The sequence below is a fragment of the Pseudomonas putida genome (assembly GCF_028682395.1).
Lineage (GTDB): Bacteria > Pseudomonadota > Gammaproteobacteria > Pseudomonadales > Pseudomonadaceae > Aquipseudomonas > Aquipseudomonas putida_AB.
Window position 1 is genome coordinate 24,865 of the sequence record NZ_JANHLC010000011.1, and the last position, 24,648, is coordinate 49,512.

Sequence of the window (24,648 nt, forward strand, 5' to 3'; positions counted from 1 at the left end):
CAAGCATTACAGAACGTCGAGCAGCTCGACGTCGAATACCAGTACGCTGTGCGGCGGAATGCTACCAACACCCTGAGCACCGTAAGCCAGTTCGCTCGGCACATACAGACGCCATTTGCTACCGGCGTTCATCAGTTGCAGGGCTTCAGTCCAGCCAGCAATCACGCCGCCTACCGGGAATTCAGCCGGCTGGCCACGCTCGTACGAGCTGTCGAACACAGTGCCGTCGATCAGCGTGCCGTGGTAGTGAGTGCGCACACTGTCTTCACGCGATGGCTTGGCGCCTTCGCCAGCGGTCAGCACTTCGAACTGCAGGCCGGAAGCCAGAGTGGTGATGCCTTCACGCTTGGCGTTGTCAGCCAGGAAAGCCAGGCCAGCGCCTGCCGCAGCTTCAGCCTTGGCAGCGGCTTCGGCTTGCATGATTTCACGGATAACCTTGAAGCTCGCGGACATTTCTTCCTGGCCGACGCGGCTTTCCTTGCCATTGAAGGCATCAGTCAGGCCTGCCAGGATCGCGTCCAGGTTGACGCCCGGTGGCGGGTTGTCACGCAGCTGGTCACCCAGCTGACGGCCAATGCCGTAGCTGACGCGGGTTTCGTCGGTGGACAGGTTTACTTCGGACATCGTGCTGCTCCGCTGTGGGGCGACAAACTATCGTGCGTAAACGACAGCCTTCTAGCCGCCCAGAACCAAAAAGGGCGAGCAGACTAGCATAGAAGCTTTGTCAGACAGAATCGCAAGCGCGCAGCCCGCCTGGCACGGCGGGCGCACCGGGGCGTTAGGCGTCAGTGCTTGGTCAGCTTGTCCAGGTAACCCATGGCAAAGGCCGAAACCACGAACGTCATATGGATGATCACGTACCACATCAGGTATTGCGGCTCGATGTTCTTCGCATCCATGAAGACCCGCAGCAGATGGATCGAGGAGATCGCAACGATGGAAGCGGCTACTTTCATTTTCAGCGACGAGGAGTCCATCTTGCCCAGCCAGCTGAGCTTTTCCTTGTCTTCATCAATATCGAGCTGAGAGACGAAGTTTTCGTAGCCGGAAATCATCACCATCACCAGCAACCCGCCGACCAGTGCCATGTCGATCAGCGACAGCAGTACCAGGATCAGATCCGACTCGGCCATGGCAAAGACGTTGGGGATAACGTGGAGCACTTCCTGGAAAAACTTCAGCGCCAGGGCCAGAAGCCCCAATGACAGGCCAAAGTAGATAGGCGCCAGCAACCAGCGCGAGGCGTACATCGCATTTTCGATAAAACGTTCCATTGCATCTCACAGAAGGGCGGAAAATGGCGGCGAGTATACCAGTGGTAAACCCAAGGGAAAAAACCCGATACCAGTGCTAGTGTCGCAGGAGGCCAATTGATTTCGGGACGGAAAAACCTCCATGGACGTGCAACGCGCCTTCGGCTTTCTCTCACTCCTGCCCCTGCTTTTGCTGGGCGGCTGCTCACCGGACGAGCCACCGAAGCAGGCCAGCCTGCAGGAAAGAACCAGCCAGTTCGAAAAGACCCTGGAGTCCATCCAGGATCCCACGCTCAAGGACGCGGTAGCTGACCTCGGCGGCTCCCTGCTACTGCTGGAACGTGCGCACACCAAGCTCCAGGGCATGCCACTCCACACTCGCTACGGCGAAGACGCCCTCGCCCTGCTCAGGCACTACCCCGATCCGCAGGCCATGGCACACGCCTATATCGATGGCCTGTTCGTGCTGCGCAAGCGTTCCAGCTCCGACTACCTGACCGATCTGCAACCGGTGTTTCCCTTTGCTCTGGACCAGCCTGACGAACTCGCGCTGCCGCAAAAGCTCGATTGGCTATCAGTAACACTCAGTAATAAACAAACGGTGAGCTTCGCGCCGGAATGGTCAGAAACCGATCCCGGCATTCAACTCAGCCCGACCAGTTCAAATCTGACCAACCCAAACGACCTGACCATCACCTACCCCTTTATCGAAGGAATCGAGGTCGAGAACCGCCAGCAGCCTCAACCCAAGATCCTGCACGGCAAGATCGAAGTGATTGTGCCTGCCAGGGTGGTGACCTTCACCCTCTCGCACAGCGATATCGGCCAGATCCGGAGCCAGGGCAATATCCAGGTCAGGCTGCTGGGCCTGGAGCAGAACCAGGCCCGCCTGGAGTTGATTGATACCCCCAAGCCGGCTCCCGAACTGGCCGATAGCCGCCTGACGCCCATGCTGGTGCAAGCACGCGACACGAGCGGGCAATGGTTGTCGCGGGCCGGCTCAATTAATGAAAGCCCCGAGCAACTGGCGTTCTACAGGCAGCAATTAGGCGAAATGCTTGAACAGAAAAGCTGGAGCCTGGACCTGGAAAAGCGTCTGAATGACGAGCAGCGCGCCTTCGACCAACCGCCGCACTACTACACCCAGGTCTATTTCAACGGGCAGATCGACCAGCTGGAAGTCAGCGTCCTGGATTTCTCGACGGTCAGCGTGGTGCGCAAAGACCTCGATCTACCCGTGCGCCAGTTCGACCCGACGACCACCGACAAGGACATCCAGCCACTGGACCTGCCCGTAACCGTATACGACGAGCAAGCCGGCCAATACCTACGTGACGCGGACCTGGAGCCCGAGCAATTGCGCAAAAATGTACGGATCATCCAGTCCGTACAGGATGCCAGTGCCGCGCGGATCGAATTCGAACACCTCAGAACCTTCAACGATGAACTGATCGGCAGCAGCATCGAGCCCGGCGATGCGCCGCTGACCTTCTTCACCGCCAATGCCCAGGGCCAGCGCGGCGCCCCCATCGAACTGCCCTCCCAGGCTTTCGATATCGAGCCGCTGCACGGACGGATCACCTACGACCTCAACCTCTTCCCGGACACACCCGCCTACGCTGTCGGCAGCATGCCCATGTTCCTAGCCGTGATCGAAAAAGCCGCCATCGCGGGCAACGCGCTGCCCAAGGGACTGGCGCTCAAAGGCAATGCGCTGATCGTCGACCAGCGCCTGTTTCCCGCCGATTCCTGGCGTTTTTACGCCAAGGATGGGAGCGGGCACTACCTCAAGGAGATTCTTGCCGTCAGCCACCTGGCCAGCCAGGACGGCCCAGCGGTTTTCAACGTGCATTACTTCTACGGCCAGCCCGACAACCTGGAAAGCTATCAACGCACGGAACTACAAACCGTCGAGTACGGCTTCGAGATCAAGCTCGACAAACCCGAGTCCCATGCGGCTGCCCAGTGACCGTTCCTTCAGTGCCCGGCGTGCTGGCCACGGCCGCCGTTGATCTGGCGCAGCTGTGCCTGCAAATGCAAGCACCAGATCTGCGGGTCATCAGCCAGCTCATAGCCGTGCAACGTCAGGCTCTGGACGATTGACTCGAGGATCGACTCGGCAGCGAAAGGCCCAGGAAACGGACCCTGGGACTTGATGGCGGAAGGTTGCTCGCCGGCCATTCCGGCGGCGAAGAGCAAGGTCCACATACCGGTATCGCCAGCTAACGGGCGGATACTGCACTCGATACGGGTGACCAGACCCAGGCATTGACGGGTAAGACAAAGGCTGCGCGGCATGGCGGCGACCCTCGGTAGATCCTGTGTTCAGCCTCCGACGGGAGGTTGCATCGTTCCTGTGACTACAGTGGGGTGTCCTTGCCCTGAGAATAGAAGAAATCCACAGGAAGCAAGCCGCCCAGGCGCCCAATGGTCATCCGGCACCAAGCCACGCAGGCGTGCCGGGCGGCACGCCTGCGCGAAACAGCCGCCTCAGCTGGGCCTGGCCTGTGCCAGGGCCGCTTCAGCCAACTCCTTCTCTGCCTCCTTGAGGTCTTCGTCGCTGATCATTTCCGCAATGACTCGCAGACGCTCCACCACCCGCGCATTGACGCTGCCTTCAGGGAACTGGCCATCGGCATCCGGCTCACCCGCCGGCTCACCGACCAACAGGCTCAGCGCCTCGTCGGCCTGGCGCACCGCATACACATGGAACAGCCCGGCACGTACCGCCTGCAACACGCGCTCGTCGAGCATCAAGGTCGCGACGTTGGCCTGGGGAATGATCGCCCCTTGCTCACCGGTCAGCCCCCGCGCTTCACAGAGCCGGAAGAAGCCTTCGATTTTTTCATTGACCCCACCCACTGCCTGGACTTCACCGAACTGGTTGATCGAACCGGTAATGGCGAAACACTGCTTGAGCGGGGTTTTCGACAATGCCGAGATCAGCGTACAGGCCTCGCCCAGGGACGCGCTGTCGCCATCGACATAGCCATAGGACTGCTCCAGGGCGATGCTCGCCGAAATCGCCAGGGGAAACTCCTGGGCATAGCGACTGCCCAAGTAGCCGGTCAGGATCATCACCCCCTTGGAGTGGATCGGCTGGCCCAGATTGACCTCGCGCTCGATATCGACGATCCCGCTGCCGCCCGGGTAAACCGTCGCCGAAATACGTGCCGGCACACCGAAGGCCGAATCACCGACTTCAAGCACGGTCAGCCCATTGCATTTACCCACGGCGGCGCCATCGGTATCGATCAGGATGATCCCGGCCAGCATATCGTCGAGAATCCGTGCCGACACTCGCCCGGTCCGCGTGGCTTTAGCCTTGAGTGCCCGTTCGATATGGCCGGCGTCGGTCATTTCATCGCCAGCCAGATGACGGATAAAGTCCGCCTCGCTGACCAGTTGGAACAAGTCGCCGATCCGCGCCGACAACCGCCCCTGGTGCTCCGCCAGCCGAGCGCTGTAGGTCGCCAGGCGCGCGACGGCATCCGCGGTCAGCGGCGCCATGCCCTCTTCCGAGGTACGGGTTTTGAGCAACTGGGCGAACTGCTCCAGGCTTTCATCGACCATCGGGATGTCTTCGTCGAAGTCCACCAGTACCCGGAACATCTCCTGGAAGTCCGGGTCCAGGTCCTGCAGCGTGTAGTACAGCTGACGCGCACCGATAATGATGACCTTGACCTGCAACGGGATCATTTGCGGGCTCAGGGTCACCGTGGCCAGGCGACCCAGTTCGCCCAGGGGCGATTCCATTTTCAGCTTACGCGACTGCAGGGCGCGCTTGAGCGCATCCCAGACAAAAGGCTCGCCGAGCATTTTTTCGGCCTCAAGAATCAGGAAACCACCATTGGCCCGATGCAACGCACCCGGGCGCAACTGCCGGTAGGTGGTGTAGAGCGCGCCCTGGTCAGTGCTGTACTCGATCCGTCCAAACAGATTGTCGTAGGTCGGGTGCGGCTCGAAGACCACCGGCGCGCCACCGCTGGCGGGATGGCCCACCACCAGGCTCGGGCCGTACTGCTCTTCGAGCAGCTTGCGCGCCACCGCGTCGGTCTTGCTGTCATCCACCAACTGCTCGACCACGGTTTTGAGCAGGTAAACCTGCATGGCCTGTAGGTAACCGCACACCGCCGCGTTTTCCGCATACTTCTGCGACAACGGTGCCAGCAAGGGTTGCAGGGCCAGGGTGATGGTTTCCTCGTTCAACTGACGCAACTGGTTACTCGACTCGCGCTTCCATTGCGGCAGGCTGGCCAGTTCTTCGTTGAGACGCTCTTCGAGGTCGGCGATATCGACGTGAAAACGTTCGCGCTCGGCTTCCGGCAACTGGGCGAACTCCGCTTCGTCCAGAGCCTTGCCCTCGCTCATCGGGGTAAAGGCGATATTGGTGCTGTCGCGATACAGCGCGACGTCCTTCTCCAGCGCTAGGCGCTCGATCACATCCAGGGCCCGGTCATAGCGCTGGTTGAACGCGCGATCAATGGCGCTTTTCTTCTGCTGGTACGACGGATGCTCGAACACCGCAGGAAAGGTCGACAACAGATTGTCGATCAGGCCGTTGATATCGCTGATAAAGGCCCCAGCCTCTGCGGCCGGCAACTCCAGCGCGCGGGGTTCGCGCGGGTCGTCGAAATTATTGACGTACACCCAGTCGGATGGGGTCTGCAGCCGCTTGGCTTCGGCCTTGAGGTAGCGTTTGACGAAGGAAAAACGGCCCGTACCGGGCTCGCCCATCACAAAGACGTTGTAACCGGGGCGCGGCATGGCCACACCGAACTGCAAGGCCTCGACTGCACGCTCCTGGCCGAGTACACCGCGAAAGGGTTCCAGATCATTGGTCGTCGAAAAGCTGAACTGCTCAGCGGAAAAGGGGCGGGTCAGCGCCTCGGGCGCCAGGCGCAAGCGGGCAGCAACGGAATCGGGCATCGGGCATCCTTACATCAGGCGGGGCAGATGCCGGCATTCTGGCGCCGGCCGCACCTGACTGGCAAGGCACCACACCGACGAATATGGCCAAACGCCTGAGCGCACCTGAATCATCGACGGAGAGCGCTCCGGTACAGCGCAATGTTTTGTAAAAAACCACGGAACCTCAAGAACCTGCCTAAACTCCAACGTGCGCGGCTGGACTAATAACTGGCCCACTGGCACGTCAACAAGCCAGAAACCCTGTCCATTGGTATGCACTTAAAAAGAGAACACAGCTATGAAACGGATTCTTCTCGGTACTCTCTTCACCGTCGCCTCCCTCAACGCCATGGCCCAAGCGCCAGGCGGGCCGGATTGCGGTTGGGGCAACATGCTGTTCGAAGGCCAGCGAGGCACTCCGGCGCACTTCCTGGCATCCACCACTAACGGCACCTCGGGCAACGCCACCTTCGGTATGACCTCCGGCACCAACGGCTGCTCGACCAACTCCGCACTGACCTATGGCGGCAAGTCCTGGATTGCCATGAATGGCATGATGAACGAGCTGTCCGAAGACATGGCCAAAGGCCAGGGCGAAGCCCTGACCACCTACGCCGTGGTCCTGGGTGTGGCTCCGGAAGATCGCGCCCACTTCGCCGCCGTGACCCACGAGCATTTCCAGCAGATCTTCAGCAAGGCTGACGTGACTGCCGAAGATGTCCATACCAATACCCTGGCCATCCTCAAAGGCGACGCTCGCCTGGCCAAGTACGCGACCCCGGCTTAAGCTCGACCCGCCCGTTCCTCCCGGAGCGGGCACTCTCGTCCCCCCTTTTCTTCGTCTGACAACAGTTGCCGAACATGCTCAAACGCCTTGCCTATCTGGCGCTCTGTGCTTGCGCCCCGCTGTATGCCGCACCGCCGCAGGACAACCCACGTTTGCAGCAACTGGCCAACGATCCGTTCTGGCTTTCCCTGGGCCATTACGAAAGCGCCAAGCTCGGTGGGTGGCGCAGTCATGTCAGCGAACCCAAATTCTTCCTGGCCAGCAACGGCGCGGAGCACCCCGAGGCCGAGCTGCGGGCCACCGTTCAGGCCCTGTACGCGCCCGCCAGCCTTGGCGAACAGCATGCCCAGTGCGTGTACCCGGCACGTACCCGCTGGCTCAAGGCTCAGTTGAACCTGAACGATCTGCCCCGCGTCGAGTGCGCGCAGTTCACCCAGTGGTTCAAGGATATCGCCCCCCATAGCGCGGTGATGATCTTCCCGGCAGCCTATCTCAACAGCCCGTCGTCGATGTTCGGCCATACCCTGCTGCGTATCGACCAGGCCGATGTACAGAGCAACAACACGGCGCTGCTCAGCTATGCGATCAACTTCGGGGCCTATATCGAAGGTTCCGACAACAGCCTCCTATACGCCTGGAAAGGCCTGATGGGCGGCTACCCGGGGCTGTTCGCCCTGGTGCCCTACCAGGAGAAACTCTCCGAGTACCGCAGCCTGGAAAACCGCGATCTGTGGGAATACCGCCTGAACCTGACCCAGCAGGAAACCGAGCGCATGGTCGAACATGTCTGGGAACTCAAACAGATCCAGTTCGACTACTTCTTCTTCGATGAAAACTGCTCCTACCGGCTACTCGAGCTGCTACAGGTGGCTCGCCCCGGCCTGCACCTGACCGAGCAGTTTTCCCTGACGGCGATTCCTACCGACACCGTGAAGGCGGTCAAGGACGCCGGCCTGGTGGAAAAGATCGACTACCGCCCGTCCCGCGAGCGCGAGCTGCTGAGCCGGGCCGAGCCCTTAAGTGGCCCCGAGCAGGATTGGGTACTGCGCGTAAGCGCCGACCAGCAACACCTGCAGGACCCGGAATTCAAGGCCCTGCCCCGTGATCGCCAGGCACTGATCGTCGATGCGGCCTATCGCCTCGAACGCTATCGGGCCAATGGCCAGGAACGCGACCCTGCGCGAGCCCAGCGCAGCTTCGAACTGCTGCGTGAAATCAACCGCAACCCGGCACCGGAGCTGGCCATTGCCGCGCCCGGCCTGCCGGAAGACGGCCACGAGTCACGCACCTGGCAGGCCGGTATCGGCACCCGCGGCGATGAAGCCTTCGCCGAGTATGGCCTGCGCATGGCCTACCACGACCTGAACGACAATGCCGAAAGCTTCCCCCTAGGCGCCCAGATCGAAATCCTGCAGATGAAACTGCGCCAGTACGAAGGCAATCACTGGCAATTGCAGCAGTTGGACCTGGCGACCATCCGCTCACTGACCCCGCGCAATGCCCTGGTGCAACCCTGGTCATGGCAGGTCACCGGCGGCCTGGAGCGCGTACTGGGCAAACACGGCGATGAAACATTGGTCAGCCACGTCAATGGCGGCGCGGGTGGCACCTGGCAACTGGACGACGAATTGCTGGGCTTTGCCCTTGGCACCGTCAGGGTCGAGCACAACCAGGACTTCGCCGCCTTTATTGCCCCTGCCGCAGGCTTCAATACCGGACTGCTCTGGCGTAACCCGCTGGGCAACCTGAGCCTAGAAGCCAAAGGCGACTATTTCACCAATGGCGAAGTACGCCGCAGCCTGAGTCTCAATCAGCAGTGGGAACTGTCACGCAACCTGGGGCTGCGACTCAGTGCACAGCGCGAGTTCAGCCAGCTCAGCGCACCACAGAACGAGGTGATGCTGGAGCTCAAGTGGTACCACTATTGAATCCACGGGAAAATCGCTCAATGATCGGGCTCCTAGCCGATCAGAAAGCAGGGAAGCACGTTGAAATGACTAATGTCTGCAACAGTATCGAAGAAGTTCGCCACAATATTGACCAGCTGGACCAGCAGATCGTCGCATTGCTCGCCGCCCGCGGCGGCTATGTGGCCCAGGCCGCGGGCTTCAAGAAAGACCGCGAGGCGGTCAAGGCGCCACAGCGCGTCGAGCAGGTCATCGCCAAGGTCCGCCATCTGGCCACCGAGCTCGGCGCCAGCCCGGACGTGACCGAACAGGTCTACCGCGCCATGATCGCTGCCTTTATCCAGCAGGAACTGGCCGAACACGCCCGCCTCGGTACGCCAACGAATTAATCACAGCGGTTTCACACGCCCCTCACTGCCGCATTTCTAGACTGTTTCTATTTGTCCGAATGCGGTATGGGAGGCCAGTATGTGGCGCGCTTGGGTTATCGGAGCGGTGGTCCTGCTCGCGGGTTGTCAATCAACCCATGAACAACTGCTGGCCCAGGGTTATCCGGCAGCTTTTGCCGATGGGTTCGACGATGGTTGCAGCAGCGGACGACAAGCCGCCGGCATCATCAGCGGCGAGTTTCGCAAGAATGTCCCACGCTATCTGCAAGACCCGAACTACGCCGAGGGCTGGAGCGATGGCTTTCGCCAGTGCCAGGCCCAGGTCGAAAGCCAGGATCGCCAGGAGTATCGCGACCGTCACTGGGACGAACGTGAGCGCGCCTGGCAGCAGGAAAAGGAGCGTGACAGCGCCCGCGTATTTCGCTCGCCCTGAGTCGCTTCTGGATCACTGCGCCGCCCCCGAGCCTGGCACCATGAGCCCATCACGGGAGAACCGCCATGAGCCGAGCCTTTGTCAACGAAGACAGCGCCGCCGCCCAGGCCGACCAGCCGGTCGAGCGGCGTATCAGCGAACAACCCAACTATGTCACCCCCGCCGGCCTGCGCCAGTTGCAGACGCACGTCAGCGAACTGCAGGCCGAATACGATCGGCAAACCTCCCGTGGCGATGACGCCGACCGTCAGCGCCAGGCCGATATCGAACGCGACCTGCGTTACTTCAATCAGCGCCTGAACAGCGCGCAGGTCGTGGCCGCGGCAACGTCCACCGAGACAGTACAGATTGGCAGTTGGGTCAGGTTTGCCGATGAACACGGCAACGAACAGCGTATCCAGCTGGTCGGCGAAGACCAGGCGGATGCCACCAAAGGTTTGATCAATTGGGGCTCGCCACTGGGGCGGGCGCTGTTGGGCGCCCACCCCGGCGATGAAGTGCTCTGGAAACGGCCGGCCGGCGATCAGTCGATCGAGGTGCTCGGTATTGAAGCGGCTTAAACCACGCCCTGGGCCAGCATCGCATCGGCCACTTTGACGAAACCGGCGATATTGGCGCCCTTCACGTAGTTGATCCGGCCGTTTTCTTCACCGTAGTGAACGCAGGCGTGATGGATCGACTGCATGATGTTGTGCAGCTTGCTGTCGACTTCACCGGCGGTCCACAGCAGGCGCATGGCGTTCTGCGACATTTCCAGGCCGCTGACAGCCACACCGCCGGCGTTCGAGGCCTTGCCCGGGGCGAAGAGAATGCCGGCATCGATAAAGATATCCACAGCCTCCAGCGTGGTCGGCATGTTGGCGCCTTCAGCCACGCAGATGCAGCCGTTGCGCAGCAGGGTCTGGGCCGACTCGGCATCCAGTTCGTTCTGGGTCGCGCACGGCAGGGCGATATCGCACGCCAGGCTCCATGGCAGTTGGCCTGCACGGAACTCCAGGCCAAACGCCGCAGCCAGTTCGCTGATGCGCCCACGCTTGACGTTCTTGAGCTCCAGCAGCGCTTGCCATTGCTCCTCGGTCAGGCCGCTTTCGCAGTACAGCGTGCCTTCGGAGTCGGACAGCGAGATCACTTTGCCGCCCAGGTCCATGACCTTGCGCGCCGCATACTGCGCCACGTTGCCGGAGCCGGAAATCGCCACGCGTTTACCTTCGACCCGCTGGCCACTGCGTTTGAGCATTTCTTCAGCGAAGTACACGCAGCCGAAACCGGTGGCTTCAGGACGGATCAGGCTGCCGCCGTAGCTCATGCCCTTGCCGGTCAACACGGAAGTGAACTGGTTGCTCAGACGCTTGTACTGGCCAAACATAAAACCGATTTCCCGCGCGCCCACGCCGATATCGCCGGCCGGCACGTCCAGGTCCGCACCGATATGCCGGTACAGCTCGCTCATGAAGGCCTGGCAGAAGCGCATGACTTCCGCATCGCTCTTGCCCTTAGGGTTGAAGTCCGAACCACCCTTGCCGCCGCCCATGGGCAGGGAAGTCAGGGAGTTCTTGAAGGTCTGTTCGAAGGCCAGGAACTTCAACACGCCCAGGTTGACCGACGGGTGGAAACGCAGGCCGCCCTTGTATGGGCCGATGGCACTGTTCATCTGAATCCGGAAACCGCGATTGACGCGGACTTTGCCCTGATCGTCGACCCACGAGACGCGGAATACGATAGCGCGTTCAGGTTCGCAGATACGCTCAAGAATCCCGGAAGTCAGGTAATGCGGATTGGCTTCGAGAAAAGGCCACAAGCTACGCAGTACTTCTTCCACCGCCTGATGGAATTCCGGCTGGTCTGGATCGCGTTTTTTGAGGCGGGCAAGGAAGTCTTCGACGGATTCGATCATGAAAAGTCTCGGCAAATTTATTGTCGTTAAGGGGAGCTTTGACGCCGACTTTATCAATTCATGTCGCACCGCGACAGCGCAAAATGTCGCAGTTATGAATTTATATGGTGCATTTATATAAATACCCCCGGATTTTCAGGGTTTTCAGCACCAAAGTAGGGACCCAAAAAAATACTCGCGCACCATGGCGCGCCCCCGCATTGCTGTCGATTTCACGCAAAAAAAACGGAGCCCCAAGGCTCCGTCTGTTTTTCGACCGGCGCTTACTGAGCCAGTTTCTTGTGCCGTACACGATGGGGCTGGGCAGCCGCTTCGCCGAGGCGTTTTTTACGATCAGCTTCGTATTCGGTGTAGTTACCCTCGAAGAACACCGCTTGCGAGTCGTCTTCGTAGGCCAGGATATGGGTGGCCACACGGTCCAGGAACCACCGATCGTGAGAGATCACGATCGCGGCGCCCGGGAAGTCGAGCAAGGCTTCTTCCAGGGAACGCAGGGTTTCGACGTCGAGGTCGTTGGACGGTTCGTCGAGCAACAGGACGTTGGCGCCCTCTTTCAGGGTCAAGGCCAGGTGCAGACGGCCACGTTCACCACCGGACAGGTCCTTGACGAACTTCTGCTGGTCGCCGCCCTTGAAGTTGAATCGCCCGACATAGGTACGCGAAGGGATTTCGTAGTTGCCGATGCGGATCTGGTCCGAACCATCGGAAATCATCTCGAAGACCGTCTTGTTGCCATCCAGGTCATCGCGGCTCTGGTCGACACAGGCCAGTTTCACGGTGTCACCGATCTCGATGCTGCCCGAATCCGGTGTTTCCTTGCCCATCAACATACGGAACAGAGTCGATTTACCGGCACCGTTACCACCGATCACACCGACAATGGCGCCCTTGGGCATGCTGAACGACAGGTTGTCGATCAGGACGCGATCGCCATAGCCCTTGCTGACATTCTTGAATTCGATGACCTTGTCGCCCAGGCGCGGACCGGCCGGGATGTAGATCTCGTTGGTTTCACTGCGCTTCTGGAATTCCTGCGACTGCATTTCCTCGAAGCGTTGCAGACGGGCCTTGGATTTCGACTGGCGGGCCTTGGCGCCTTTGCGCACCCATTCCAGCTCTTCCTTCATGGCCTTTTCATGGGCCGACTGCTGCTTGGATTCCTGGGCCAGACGATCGGACTTGGCTTCCAGCCAACCCGAATAGTTGCCCTCGTAAGGAATACCAGCGCCGCGGTCGAGCTCCAGAATCCAGCCGGCAACGTTGTCCAGGAAGTAACGGTCGTGCGTAATCGCAACCACGGTGCCCGGGAAGTCGTGCAGGAAGTGCTCCAGCCAGGCGACAGAATCGGCGTCAAGGTGGTTGGTTGGTTCGTCGAGCAGCAGCATGTCAGGGGCCGACAGCAGCAGGCGGCACAGCGCTACACGACGCTTCTCACCACCGGAGAGGTGTTCGACCTTCGCGTCCCAGGCCGGCAGGCGCAGCGCGTCGGCGGCGACTTCCAGCTGGCGCTCCAGGTTGTGGCCGTCGCTGGCCTGCAGGATGGCTTCGAGCTTGGCCTGTTCGGCCGCCAGCTTGTCAAAGTCGGCATCCGGTTCGGCGTAGGCAGCGTAGACCTCGTCCAGGCGGGTCTGGGCGTTTTTGATCACGCTGACCGCTTCCTCGACCACTTCACGGACCGTTTTCGACGGATCCAGCTGTGGTTCCTGCGGCAGGTAGCCGATATTCAGGTCCGGCATCGGGCGGGCTTCGCCGTCGAATTCGGTATCGACGCCAGCCATGATTTTCAACAGGGTGGATTTACCCGAACCGTTCAGGCCGAGTACGCCGATCTTGGCGCCCGGGAAAAACGACAGGGAGATGTTTTTCAGGATTTCCCGCTTCGGCGGAACAACTTTGCTCAGCCGATGCATGGTGAAGACGTATTGAGCCATGGTGAACCTAGCGTCAGTGACGGATGAATAAGGCGCGAGGCGCGCTCGGACTAAAACCATGCGCCGCCAGCAGGATTGATCGAAGACAATCACCGCACGCTGGCCAGGCATTATTGTAGGAGCACAAAACCGTCGCGTAACCGGCAAAGCTACCTGAATGCCGTGAACAGGGCAAACCGACCGGCCCGGGAGGGCTGGCACTTTGCCACAAGTCAGGGCATGCTAGCCGCCCTTCGGGCGTCCGGCTTATAGTGCATGTCGCGCCAATCCAGCCCAACCGCAGGATCATAGTTTGACCAACGTCAGTTCGCCGTCTTCCGTGCGCGCATCCAGCCATGCGTCCGGCTCACCTTTGCGCGGCACTCTGAAAGGTGCGTTGGCGACGCTGGTCCTATTGCTGCTCGGGCTGCTGTTCTGGCAGTTGATCGAGCAGTTCCAGCTGACCCAGAAAGTCCAGCGCCAGCAGATTATCGACTCCAGCGCCGACCTGAGCGAGCGCATCAGCCTGAACATGGCCCTGAACGCGCAGATCGCCCTGAATCTGTTGCCCGCTGGCGAGCTTCGCGGCGCTGGCGGACAACCGCAACAGCTGCTTGAAAAACTGCAACGCGCCCTCCCCGCCCTGCACAGCGTTGCCCTGCTCGATGCCGCGGGCCAGATCCTCGACGACAGCGCCGCGCCCAGCCAGAAAGACGAAGCCCTCGGCGAGTTGCTCAGCCGCGCCCGTGAAAAGGCCTACTACTTTGCCAATAGCGTGGACGGCTCGCAGATCTACCTGTTGCTGCGCCACCCCGACGCCGCGACCAGCCATTTCTGGTTGTTGCGCCTGGCACCCGACTTGCTGCGCCAGCTCGCCGGGCAAAGCGATCAGGGACGGCGCAGCGAATGGCTGCTCGAAAATCGCCTGAATCAGGGGGTCATCAGCCGCGGCGGTGAGCCGACACCGGCCTCGGCCGTAGCCCCCGACGATAGCGCCCACACCGTACTCAGCGTCCCGCTGGCCAACAGCGACTGGCAGTTGCGCGGCCTGTTCGACCGGAGCAAGGCCGTCGAGAGCCTGCTTCCGGCCCTGATCGGAAAATGCCTGCTGGGCTTGCTCGTCTCCCTGCTGCCAGTAGCCGCCTTGCTCGGCATGCGTCGGCGCCAGCGTCAGTTGCACGAAGGGCGTCGACGCTACCAGGATATTTTCGAAGGCACCGGCGTGGCCCTTTGCGTGCTTGACCTGTCCGGCCTGTTGAACGCTCTCGACAAGGCCGGCCTGCACGATGGCGACGACCTCAAGCAATGGCTGGCCGAACACCCGGAACAACGCAAGGTGCTGCTGCGCGAGTTGCGCATCACCGAAGTCAACCAGATGGCCCTGCAACTGCTCGGGGTGCAATCCTGCGAGCAAGCCTGGCAGCGCCTGATCGAAGGCTGCCCACTGAGCGATACTGCCATCGGCTATCAATTGGTCGAAGCGGTCCTCAACCGGCAGAGCCAGCTCGAACTGGAAATCCGCCTGGAAGATGCCCACGGCCATGAACAACATCTGTGGCTGGTCATCCGCCTGCCGGATGAGCAGCATGACTACCAGGCGGTCATCCTGAGCATCAGCGATGTCACCAGCCGCAAGCTGATCGAGTTGTCGTTGCTCGAACGCGAAGGCTTTTGGTCCGACGTGGTGCGTACCGTGCCCGACCACCTGTATGTACAGGATGTCATCAGCCAGCGGATGATCTTCAGCAACCACCACCTGGGCCAGACCCTGGGCTACAACAAGACCGAACTGCACCAGATGGGCGAGTACTTCTGGGAAATTCTGCTCAACCCCGAAGATGCCGAGCACTACCACCGCCTGCGCCACCAGCAGCGCCACGGCAGCTATGCGCACCTGTTGCAGTGCCAGTTGCGCTTTCGCCACCGCGACGGCCAATGGCGCTGCTTCGAGATCCGCGAACAGGCCCTGGCGCGAGACAAGTACGACCAGGTCACGCGCATTATCGGCGTCGCCAAGGACATCACCGACCAGATCGCCGCCAGCGAGTCGCTGCGTGACAGTGAGCAGCGCTACCGCATGCTCGCCGAGAGCATCAGCGACGTGATCTTCTCCACCGACAGCCGCCTGAAGCTCAACTATGTCAGCCCCTCGGTCCATGCCGTGCTGGGCTATGACACCGCGTGGGTTTTCGAGAACGGCTGGCAATCGACTATTGCCAACCCCCAGCAACTGACCGGCGTCTACGGCTTTGTCGAGCGGGTCAGCAAGGCCCTCGACCGTCCCGAAGAGCTGGCCCTGCTGCGCAACCAGGTACAGACCCAACTGTTCCTGTTCGACTGCCTGCGGGCCGATGGCCGCAAGATCCCGATCGAACTGCGGCTGGTCATGGTTTGGGATGAACACGACAGTTTCGAGGGCGTCTTGGGGGTCGGCCGCGATATCAGCCAGCAACGTCGTGCCGAGAAAGACCTGCGCATGGCCGCGACGGTGTTCGAGCACTCGACCTCGGCGATCCTGATCACCGACCCGGCCGGCTATATCGTCCAGGCCAACGAGGCCTTCAGCCGGGTCAGCGGCTATGCCGTCGCCCAGGTCCTCGACCAGTTGCCCGGCATGCTGACCGTCGACGAGCAGCAGGAAGCCCACCTGCGCTATGTGCTCAAGCAGTTGCAACAGCACAACACCTGGGAAGGCGAAGTCTGGCTCAAGCGCCGCAGCGGCGAGCATTACCCGGCCTGGGTCGGCATCACCGCCGTGCTCGACGACGAAGGCGACCTGGCCAGCTACGTGTGCTTCTTTACCGACATCAGCGAGCGCAAGGCCAGCGAACAGCGGATTCACCGCCTGGCCTACTATGACGCCCTGACCCACCTGCCCAACCGCACCCTGTTCCAGGACCGCCTGCACACGGCGCTGCAACAGGCCGAACGGCAGAAATCCTGGGTCGTACTGATGTTCCTCGACCTGGATCGCTTCAAGCCGATCAATGACTCCCTCGGCCATGCCGCGGGTGATCGCATGCTCAAGGAGATGGCCACGCGCCTGCTCGGCTGCGTCTATGACGACGATACCGTGGCGCGCATGGGCGGCGACGAATTCACCCTGTTGCTGCAGCCCCGCGCGACCCGCGAGATGGCTCTGAACCGGGCGATCAATGTCGCCGAACAAATTCTCGCCAGCCTGGTCCGGCCGTTTGTGCTCGAAGGCCGCGAGTTCTTCGTCACCGCCAGTATCGGCATCGCCCTCAGCCCTCAGGACGGCAACGAACTGAGCCAGTTGATGAAGAACGCTGACACGGCCATGTACCACGCCAAGGAACGCGGCAAGAACAACTTCCAGTTCTACCAGGCCGATATGAACGCCACGGCGCTGGAACGTCTGGAGCTGGAAAGCGACCTGCGTCACGCCCTGGAGCAGCAGGAGTTCGTACTGTATTACCAACCGCAGTTCAGCGGTGACGGCAAGCGCCTGACCGGGGCCGAAGCCCTGCTGCGCTGGCGCCATCCACGACGCGGGCTGGTGCCGCCAGGCGACTTTATCCCGGTGCTCGAAGAGCTCGGCCTGGTGGTGGATGTGGGCGACTGGGTGATTGCCGAAGCCTGCCGTCAGCTCAAGACCTGGCACCAGTCCAAGGTCCGGGTACCGAAAGTGTCCGTGAACATCTCGGCCCGGCAGTTCTCCGACGGCCAACTGGGGACGCGCATCGCCACGATCCTCAAGGAAACCGGCTTGCCACCGGCCTGCCTGGAGTTGGAACTGACTGAAAGCATCCTGATGCGCGAAGTCAGCGAAGCCATGCAGATTCTTGCGGGGCTGAAAAACCTGGGCCTGAGCATTGCGGTCGATGACTTTGGGACCGGCTATTCGTCGCTCAACTACCTCAAGCAATTCCCCATCGACGTGCTCAAGATCGACCGGTCCTTCGTCGACGGCCTGCCGTCGGGCGAACAGGATGCGCAGATTGCCCGAGCGATCATCGCCATGGCCCACAGCCTCAACCTGGCGGTCATTGCCGAGGGCGTCGAGACCCACGAACAGCTGGACTTCCTGCGCGAGCATGGCTGCGACGAAGTGCAGGGCTACCTGTTCGGTCGTCCGATGGCCGCCGGCCGGTTCGAAGCACAATTCAGCAACGACGCACTCTTCATGTTTGAGTGAGAACCACAGCGACCCGCGGCAAGCTAAAGGCACCGGCACTTTCAGCTTGCCGCTTGAAGCTGACTGCTGTGGTGCGCAGCAGTGCCGCAGCTGAATCCCTTTCGTCTGCCACATGATCCCCTTTCATATGCCAGATAAAACCCATTGGGTTAGAATGCCCTCCTTTTCTGCCCCCCGATCCTTGAGGACCGCCATGTTCAGCCGTGATTTGACACTCGCCAAGTACGACGCCGATCTCTTTGCCGCCATGGAGCAAGAAGCTCAGCGCCAGGAAGAGCACATTGAGCTGATCGCTTCGGAAAACTACACCAGCCCAGCGGTGATGGAAGCCCAGGGCTCGGTCCTGACCAACAAATACGCGGAAGGCTACCCAGGCAAGCGCTACTACGGCGGCTGCGAGTACGTCGACGTGGTCGAGCAACTGGCCATCGACCGCGCCAAGGAACTGTTCGGCGCCGATTACGCCAACGTCCAGCCGCACGCCGGTTCCCAAGCCAACAGCGCCGTCTACCTGGCCCTGCTGCAAGCGGGCGACACCATCCTGGGCATGAGCCTGGCCCACGGCGGTCACCTGACCCACGGCGCCAGCGTCAGCTCCTCCGGCAAGCTGTACAACGCCGTTCAATACGGTATCGATGCCAACGGCCTGATCGACTACGCCGAAGTCGAACGCCTGGCGCTTGAACACAAGCCAAAAATGATCGTTGCCGGCTTCTCCGCCTACTCGCAAGTGCTGGACTTCCCGCGCTTCCGTGAAATCGCCGACAAGGTGGGCGCCTACCTGTTCGTCGACATGGCCCACGTCGCCGGCCTGGTGGCTGCGGGCGTGTACCCGAACCCGGTGCCATTTGCCGACGTGGTGACCACCACGACCCACAAGACCCTGCGCGGTCCACGTGGCGGCCTGATCCTGGCTCGCGCCAACGCCGACATCGAGAAGAAACTGAACTCCGCCGTATTCCCAGGTGCCCAGGGCGGCCCGCTGGAGCACGTGATCGCCGCCAAGGCCGTGTGCTTCAAGGAAGCCCTGCAGCCTGAGTTCAAGACCTACCAGCAACAAGTGATCAAGAACGCCCAGGCCATGGCCAGCGTGTTTATCGAGCGCGGTTTCGACGTGGTTTCCGGCGGTACCGAGAACCACCTGTTCCTGCTCTCGCTGATCAAGCAGGACATCACCGGTAAAGACGCCGACGCTGCCCTGGGTCGCGCCTTTATCACCGTGAACAAGAACTCCGTACCTAACGACCCACGCTCGCCGTTCGTCACCTCGGGCCTGCGTATCGGCACCCCGGCCGTGACCACTCGCGGCTTCAAGGAAGCCGAGTGCCGCGAACTGGCGGGCTGGATCTGCGACATCCTGGCCGACCTGAACAACGAAGCCGTGATCGACGGTGTTCGCGAGAAGGTCAAGGCCATTTGCGCCAAGCTGCCGGTTTACGGCGCTTGATTGCAGTTGCCTGAATAAAAAAACCCGGCTATCCGCCGGGTTTTTTTATGGCCATTACACCGACCCCATTGCAGAGGCGCCGGAGCATCAGTCGGCGATCACCCGAGCGAAGCCGGCACGGATTTTCTCTTCCGGTAATTCGTCGGCAATAAATACGATCACGCTTTCACGCGGCTCGCCTTCACCCCATTCGCTGTCCCAATCGAAGCCATAAAGTTTCAATACCCCCTGGAACACCATCCGCCGCGGCTCGTTGACAATATTGAGCACGCCTTTGTAACGCAGCAGTTGCTTGCCGTGGTCCTCCAGCAATTCATTCATGAACTCACTGAGTCGGTCGAGATCCAGCGCCTTGTCGGTGCGCAGCACCAGGCTGGAAATCCGGTCGATGGACGCTGCCGGGTTCACCGGGCGCAAGCTCAGGCCACCGCCCAGGTCGGCATTGAGGTTGAACCCACGCACGTCGAGCAATTGCGCCAGGTCGATCCTGCCGTGCTCGACCACGCGGATCGGCGCACGCCGGTTGATTCGCGTCAGGCGCTCGCTCAAGGCCGCGAAGCTCGCGTCGTCCACCAGGTCGCGCTTGCTGACCAGCAGCCGATCGGCAAAGCCGATCTGGGCCTGGGCAATGGTCTGGGTCAGGTGGTGCTCCGCGTGGGCGGCATCCACCAGGGTAATGATGCCGTCGAGCAGATAGCGTTCGCGCAGTTCTTCATCAATAAAAAAGGTCTGGGCCACCGGCGCCGGGTCGGCCAGGCCGGTGCATTCGATCACCAGGCGGTCGAAGGCGATTTCGCCGCTGTCCAGGCGCTCCAGCAACAAGAACAGGGCCTTGGTCAGGTCGGTGTGAATCGTGCAGCAGACACAACCGTTGGCCAGGGTCATGACCTGCACCGGCTCCGCGCCGAGCAACTGGCTGTCGATACCGGCATCACTGAATTCGTTCTCGATCACGGCGATCTTCAGGCCGTGCTCGGCTTTGAGCAGGTGGCGCAGCAGCGTGGTCTTGCCCGCGCCGAGAAAACCACTCAACACGGTGACGGGGATTGGCTTCACTTCAGTCATGGGACTCCCAGGCAATAAAACGCATCACGCAGAAATAAAAACGCGCCACGACTCGCGTGACGCGTTGGCTCAACACGTGCCGCCGATCAGCCGATCAGCAGCACTTCGGACCACCCTTGCCGCCGTAACGGGCTTCCTGGCGTTCACGAAAGAACGCCTCGTAGCTCATCATCGGCTTGTCCGGGTGCTTGGTCTGCATATGCTCGACGTAAGTGTCGTAGTCGGGCATGCCGACCATCAGGCGCGCGGCCTGACCGAGGTATTTACCGAGGCGACTCAGGTCATTGAACATCGCTGCATTCCTCTTTTAAGCGTCCGGTACGGCCTGATACGGTGATTCTTTATCCGTGCGCTCCTTGTTGCCCCAGGCCGCGACACCGACCTTGAGCGCATAGAACAGGATGCTGAAGACCACGAACAGGAACAGCGCAGTCAGCGTTGCGTTGGTATAGGCGTTCCAGATCACATGCTGCATCTGGTCGATGCTCTTGGCCGGGGCCAGGATCTGGCCATTGGCCAGAGCATCGCTGTATTTCTTCGCCAGCGACAGGAAGCCGATCGCCGGGTTGGCGTCGAACAGCTTGATGAACCCTGCGGTAGTGGTGCAGATCAGCAGCCAGACCGCTGGCAGCATGGTCACCCAGATGTAGCGCTGGCGTTTCATTTTGATCAGCACAACGGTCGCGAGCATCAAGGCGATACCGGCGAGCATCTGGTTGGAGATGCCGAAAAGTGGCCACAAGGTGTTGATGCCACCCAGCGGATCGATCACGCCCTGATACAGCAGGTAACCCCACATGGCCACGCAGCCTGCGGTCGCAATCAGGTTGGCGCCCCAGGACTCGGTACGCTTCAACGCTGGCACAAAGGAACCCAGCAGGTCCTGCAGCATGAAACGTCCCGCGCGGGTCCCGGCGTCAACCGCCGTCAGGATAAACAACGCTTCGAACAGAATTGCAAAGTGGTACCAGAACGCCATGGTGTTTTCACCCGGCAGGACACTGTGCAGGATCTGCGCGATACCGACCGCCAGGGTCGGGGCACCGCCCGCACGGGCGAGGATCGTGGTTTCGCCAATGTCATGGGCCACGGCCTGCAGCGCTTCCGGGGTAATTGCAAAGCCCCAGCTGCTGACGGTTTGCGCCACGGTGACCACGTCACCGCCGACAATCGCCGCGGGGCTGTTCATGGCGAAGTACACGCCCGGCTCGATCACCGAAGCGGCAACCATCGCCATAATAGCCACGAACGACTCCATCAGCATGCCGCCGTAGCCGATGTAACGGGCGTGCCCCTCGTTGGCCAGCAACTTGGGCGTAGTGCCCGAAGAGATCAGCGCATGGAAACCCGAGACCGCACCACACGCGATGGTGATGAACAGGAACGGGAACAGGCCGCCCTTCCACACCGGGCCAGTGCCGTCGATAAACTGGGTCAGTGCCGGCATTTTCAGGTCGGGCATGGTGACCAGGATGCCGATTGCCAGGGCGATGATGGTGCCGATTTTCAGGAAGGTCGACAGGTAGTCACGCGGCGCCAGAATCAGCCAGACCGGCAGTACTGCGGCGACAAAGCCGTAGCCGATCAGCATCCAGGTAATCTGGATCCCGGTGAAGGTGAAGGCCTTGGCCCACACAGGGTCAGCGGCAATCAGCCCGCCCAGCCAGATCGAACCCAGCAGCAATGCCACACCGATCAGGGAGATCTCGCCGATGCGGCCCGGGCGGATGTAGCGCATGTAAATGCCCATGAACATCGCGATCGGGATGGTCGCCATCACGGTGAAGATGCCCCACGGGCTTTCGGCCAGGGCCTTGACCACGATCAGCGCCAGCACCGCCAGGATGATGATCATGATCAGGAAGCAGCCAAACAGGGCGATGGTGCCCGGGATGCGGCCCATTTCCTCGCGGACCATATCCCCCAGGGAGCGGCCGTTGCGACGCGTGGACAGGAACAGGACCATAAAGTCCTGCACCGCACCGGCCAGTACAACGCCAGCAATCAGCCAGAGTGTGCCAGGCAGATACCCCATCTGCGCCGCCAGCACCGGACCGACCAATGGCCCCGCGCCAGCGATGGCCGCGAAGTGGTGACCGAACAGGATGTGTTTGTTGGTCGGCACATAGTCCAGACCATCATTGTTGAGGACCGCCGGGGTAGCCCGACGTGGGTCCAGTTGCATCACGTGGTTCGCGATGAACAGACTGTAGTAGCGATAAGCAACCAGATAGATCGCCACTGCGGCAACCACGATCCACAAGGCGTTGATCGCCTCTCCGCGGCGCAATGCCACTACGCCCAGGGCGCAAGCTCCTACGATCGCCAGCAGCAGCCAGGGTATGTGGCGTAGCAGGCTATTATTATTTTTCATTTTTTTATTCCAGCCAGGTGGACACGAAAGGACAGCCAGGTCGAGTTTAGCGCCTGTACGACTAAAGGCCACCCCCCGACCTTGGTCTAGAGCGGTCTTTTCGACATCCCTGGGTAAATACAGGCTCCTGGCCAGTATCCAGGGGGAGGGGTTAGCGGTTTAGTGCGGCAGCGGTCTATAGTTCAGCCCATAAACAGAGGGCTTTACCATGAGTGATACCCCGTCCGAGCGTCGCCGCTTCAAACGCATCGCCTTCGATGCCCAGACCGAACTCAGCCAGGGCCCGTATCACTGGCCCGTCAAACTAATCGATCTATCGCTCAAGGGGCTGCTGATCGAGCGCCCCGATCCCTGGCTGGGCGAAGCCGACCAGCCTTTCGAAGTGACGGTCAAGCTGGCGCCCCAGGTCAATGTGCTGATGACCGTGCAACTGGCCCACGACCACAATGGGCAACTGGGTTTCCAGTGCGTGCATATCAGCCTGGAATCCATCAGCCATTTGCGGCGCCTGGTCGAACTCAACCTGGGTGACCAGGCCGAACTCGAACGCGAGCTCGGCGCCCTGATCGAACTCTGAGCGTTTATTCGAACAATGCATCCAGCGCCTGTTCCAGGCGCGTCACCGCAATGATCTTCAGCCCTGGCGGCGCTTCCTTGGGGGCATTGCCCTTGGGCACGATGGCGCGTTTGAAGCCGTGCTTGGCGGCTTCCTTGAGCCGCTCCTGACCGCTGGGCACCGGACGCACCTCACCGGACAGGCCGACTTCGCCAAACACCAGCAGGTCATGGGGCAAAGGCCGATTGCGCAGGCTCGACATCACCGCGGCCATCAGCGCCAGGTCGGAAGCCGTCTCGAGCACCTTGACCCCGCCCACCACGTTAAGAAACACATCCTGATCGTGGGTAGGAATGCCACCATGGCGATGCAGGACCGCCAGCAACATGGCCAGGCGGTTCTGATCCAGGCCCAGGGTCACCCGACGCGGGTTGGCCAGGTGGCTGTCGTCGACCAGGGCCTGGACCTCCACCAGCATGGGCCGCGTGCCTTCCCAGGTGGCCATCACCACACTGCCCGGCACTTCTTCCTGCGCACGGGTCAGAAAGATCGCCGACGGGTTGGAGACTTCCTTCAGGCCCTTGTCGGTCATACCGAATACGCCCAGTTCATTGACCGCGCCAAAGCGGTTCTTCACCGCCCGCAGCAAACGCAGGCGGCCATCGGACTCGCCTTCGAAATACAGCACGGTATCGACCATATGCTCCAGCACTCGCGGACCGGCCAGGGCGCCTTCCTTGGTCACGTGGCCGACCAGGAAGATCGCCGTGCCACTTTGCTTGGCGTAGCGCACCAGCAACGCCGCGCTCTCGCGCACCTGGGAAACCCCGCCCGGGGCCGATTGCAGTTGCTCGGTGAAGATGGTCTGGATCGAATCGATCACCATCACCTTGGGCTTTTCCTGGCGGGCCGTGGCGATGATGGTTTCGATGCAGGTTTCGGTCATCACCCGCAGTTGGTCCTGGGGCAGGCCCAGGCGACGGGCACGCATGGCCACCTGTTGCTGGGATTCCTCGCCGGTGACGTACAGCGCCGGCATGCGCGTGGCGATATTGCACAGGGTTTGCAACAGGATGGTCGACTTGCCGATCCCCGGATCACCGCCGATCAGCACCACCGAACCGTCCACCAGGCCACCGCCCAGTACCCGGTCAAGCTCGCCGGAGGCCGTGGAAAAGCGCGGAATTTCCTCGACGCTGACTTCGGCCAGGGTCCGGGTCTGTGCCTGCTGTCCGGCCCAGCCGGTCCGGCCGCTGGGAGGTGCGGCACCGCCGCTTTCCACCAGGGTTTCGGTCAGGGTGTTCCAGGCACCGCATTCGCCGCACTGGCCGGCCCACTTGGGAAAGGTCGAGCCGCACTCGGTGCAGCCATACATGCGCTTGGCCTTGGCCATCGGGAACTCCCACGGAAAAACCGCGATGATAGCTCAGCCCGCCACGTCGAACTGGGGTCACGGCTTTTTTTGCCACCGTTAAAACTAATCGCCAACCCGCGGGTCGATTCCAGCAGACGCAGCGCAGACGCCTCCATGCAGGATCGGCGTGCCTCTATTACACTGCGGAC

19 protein-coding genes are annotated in these 24,648 nt (G+C 61.2%); 9 read left to right on the forward strand and 10 right to left on the reverse strand.

All coding sequences use genetic code 11. The annotated features are described in order from the left end of the window. Positions 1-6: 6 nt before the first annotated feature. Together NPS46_RS21715 and NPS46_RS21720 are read right to left on the reverse strand one after the other, a co-directional pair. Positions 7-624, reverse strand: coding sequence for an FKBP-type peptidyl-prolyl cis-trans isomerase (locus NPS46_RS21715; RefSeq protein WP_274110864.1), 618 nt, complete (start codon positions 622-624; stop codon positions 7-9). Between the two features lie 161 nt (positions 625-785). Continuing rightward, positions 786-1,274, reverse strand: a complete 489-nt coding sequence (locus NPS46_RS21720) for a TIGR00645 family protein (protein ID WP_274110866.1) — start codon at positions 1,272-1,274, stop codon at positions 786-788. 121 nt (positions 1,275-1,395) lie between these two features. Between NPS46_RS21720 and NPS46_RS21725 the strand changes: the two genes are divergently transcribed. After that, entirely contained in the window at positions 1,396-3,222 is a 1,827-nt protein-coding gene (locus tag NPS46_RS21725) for a hypothetical protein (RefSeq protein WP_274110867.1), read from the forward strand. Positions 3,223-3,230: 8 nt separating this feature from the next. On the opposite strand, the gene NPS46_RS21730 is transcribed toward NPS46_RS21725, so the two are convergent. Together NPS46_RS21730 and NPS46_RS21735 are read right to left on the reverse strand one after the other, a co-directional pair. Further along, positions 3,231-3,551 (reverse strand): hypothetical protein, encoded by a 321-nt coding sequence (locus NPS46_RS21730; RefSeq protein ID WP_274110868.1) that lies wholly within the window; start codon positions 3,549-3,551, stop codon positions 3,231-3,233. A gap of 192 nt (positions 3,552-3,743) precedes the next feature. Beyond that, the gene (locus NPS46_RS21735) at positions 3,744-6,182 is read right to left on the reverse strand and encodes a Lon protease family protein (RefSeq protein ID WP_274110869.1); all 2,439 of its coding nucleotides are present in this window, start codon (positions 6,180-6,182) and stop codon (positions 3,744-3,746) included. Positions 6,183-6,462: 280 nt separating this feature from the next. Here NPS46_RS21735 and NPS46_RS21740 point away from each other — a divergent pair, with 280 nt between their 5' ends. From NPS46_RS21740 to NPS46_RS21760, 5 genes are all read left to right on the forward strand, one after another. Then, the gene (locus NPS46_RS21740; RefSeq protein ID WP_274110870.1) at positions 6,463-6,951 is read left to right on the forward strand and encodes a DUF3015 domain-containing protein; all 489 of its coding nucleotides are present in this window, start codon (positions 6,463-6,465) and stop codon (positions 6,949-6,951) included. A 74-nt stretch (positions 6,952-7,025) separates the two neighbouring features. After that, a complete protein-coding gene (locus tag NPS46_RS21745; protein WP_274110871.1) occupies positions 7,026-8,879 on the forward strand; it encodes a DUF4105 domain-containing protein in 1,854 nt (617 codons plus the stop codon). A gap of 65 nt (positions 8,880-8,944) precedes the next feature. Further along, entirely contained in the window at positions 8,945-9,247 is a 303-nt protein-coding gene (locus NPS46_RS21750; RefSeq protein ID WP_274110872.1) for a chorismate mutase, read from the forward strand. A 79-nt stretch (positions 9,248-9,326) separates the two neighbouring features. Further along, positions 9,327-9,680, forward strand: coding sequence for a hypothetical protein (locus tag NPS46_RS21755; RefSeq protein WP_274110873.1), 354 nt, complete (start codon positions 9,327-9,329; stop codon positions 9,678-9,680). Positions 9,681-9,745: 65 nt separating this feature from the next. Next, positions 9,746-10,240 carry a GreA/GreB family elongation factor gene (locus NPS46_RS21760; protein WP_274110875.1) on the forward strand — a complete coding sequence of 165 codons (495 nt, stop codon included), beginning with the start codon at positions 9,746-9,748 and terminating at the stop codon, positions 10,238-10,240. On the opposite strand, the gene gdhA is transcribed toward NPS46_RS21760, so the two are convergent. Then, positions 10,237-11,574, reverse strand: coding sequence for an NADP-specific glutamate dehydrogenase (gdhA, locus tag NPS46_RS21765; RefSeq protein WP_274110877.1), 1,338 nt, complete (start codon positions 11,572-11,574; stop codon positions 10,237-10,239). The genes NPS46_RS21760 and gdhA overlap by 4 nt on opposite strands. A gap of 263 nt (positions 11,575-11,837) precedes the next feature. Next, positions 11,838-13,505, reverse strand: coding sequence for an energy-dependent translational throttle protein EttA (gene ettA, locus NPS46_RS21770; RefSeq protein WP_274110879.1), 1,668 nt, complete (start codon positions 13,503-13,505; stop codon positions 11,838-11,840). 292 nt (positions 13,506-13,797) lie between these two features. Between ettA and NPS46_RS21775 the strand changes: the two genes are divergently transcribed. Then, positions 13,798-17,643 carry a sensor domain-containing protein gene (locus NPS46_RS21775; protein WP_274110881.1) on the forward strand — a complete coding sequence of 1,282 codons (3,846 nt, stop codon included), beginning with the start codon at positions 13,798-13,800 and terminating at the stop codon, positions 17,641-17,643. 193 nt (positions 17,644-17,836) lie between these two features. Then, the gene (gene glyA / locus NPS46_RS21780; RefSeq protein ID WP_274110883.1) at positions 17,837-19,090 is read left to right on the forward strand and encodes a serine hydroxymethyltransferase; all 1,254 of its coding nucleotides are present in this window, start codon (positions 17,837-17,839) and stop codon (positions 19,088-19,090) included. Between the two features lie 87 nt (positions 19,091-19,177). Here the strand turns inward: glyA and yjiA are convergent, their stop codons facing one another. The 3 genes from yjiA to NPS46_RS21795 all read right to left on the reverse strand — a co-directional run bounded on the left by yjiA (position 19,178) and on the right by NPS46_RS21795 (position 22,529). After that, positions 19,178-20,155: a GTPase gene (yjiA, locus tag NPS46_RS21785; RefSeq protein WP_274110885.1), complete on the reverse strand. Its 978-nt coding sequence runs from the start codon at positions 20,153-20,155 to the stop codon at positions 19,178-19,180. Positions 20,156-20,249: 94 nt separating this feature from the next. Beyond that, the gene (locus tag NPS46_RS21790; protein ID WP_274110887.1) at positions 20,250-20,447 is read right to left on the reverse strand and encodes a YbdD/YjiX family protein; all 198 of its coding nucleotides are present in this window, start codon (positions 20,445-20,447) and stop codon (positions 20,250-20,252) included. Between the two features lie 15 nt (positions 20,448-20,462). Then, positions 20,463-22,529, reverse strand: coding sequence for a carbon starvation CstA family protein (locus NPS46_RS21795; RefSeq protein WP_274110889.1), 2,067 nt, complete (start codon positions 22,527-22,529; stop codon positions 20,463-20,465). A 208-nt stretch (positions 22,530-22,737) separates the two neighbouring features. Here NPS46_RS21795 and NPS46_RS21800 point away from each other — a divergent pair, with 208 nt between their 5' ends. Beyond that, the gene (locus NPS46_RS21800; protein WP_274110891.1) at positions 22,738-23,106 is read left to right on the forward strand and encodes a PilZ domain-containing protein; all 369 of its coding nucleotides are present in this window, start codon (positions 22,738-22,740) and stop codon (positions 23,104-23,106) included. A 4-nt stretch (positions 23,107-23,110) separates the two neighbouring features. On the opposite strand, the gene radA is transcribed toward NPS46_RS21800, so the two are convergent. Then, positions 23,111-24,478, reverse strand: coding sequence for a DNA repair protein RadA (gene radA, locus NPS46_RS21805; RefSeq protein WP_274110893.1), 1,368 nt, complete (start codon positions 24,476-24,478; stop codon positions 23,111-23,113). Positions 24,479-24,648 lie beyond the last annotated feature (170 nt).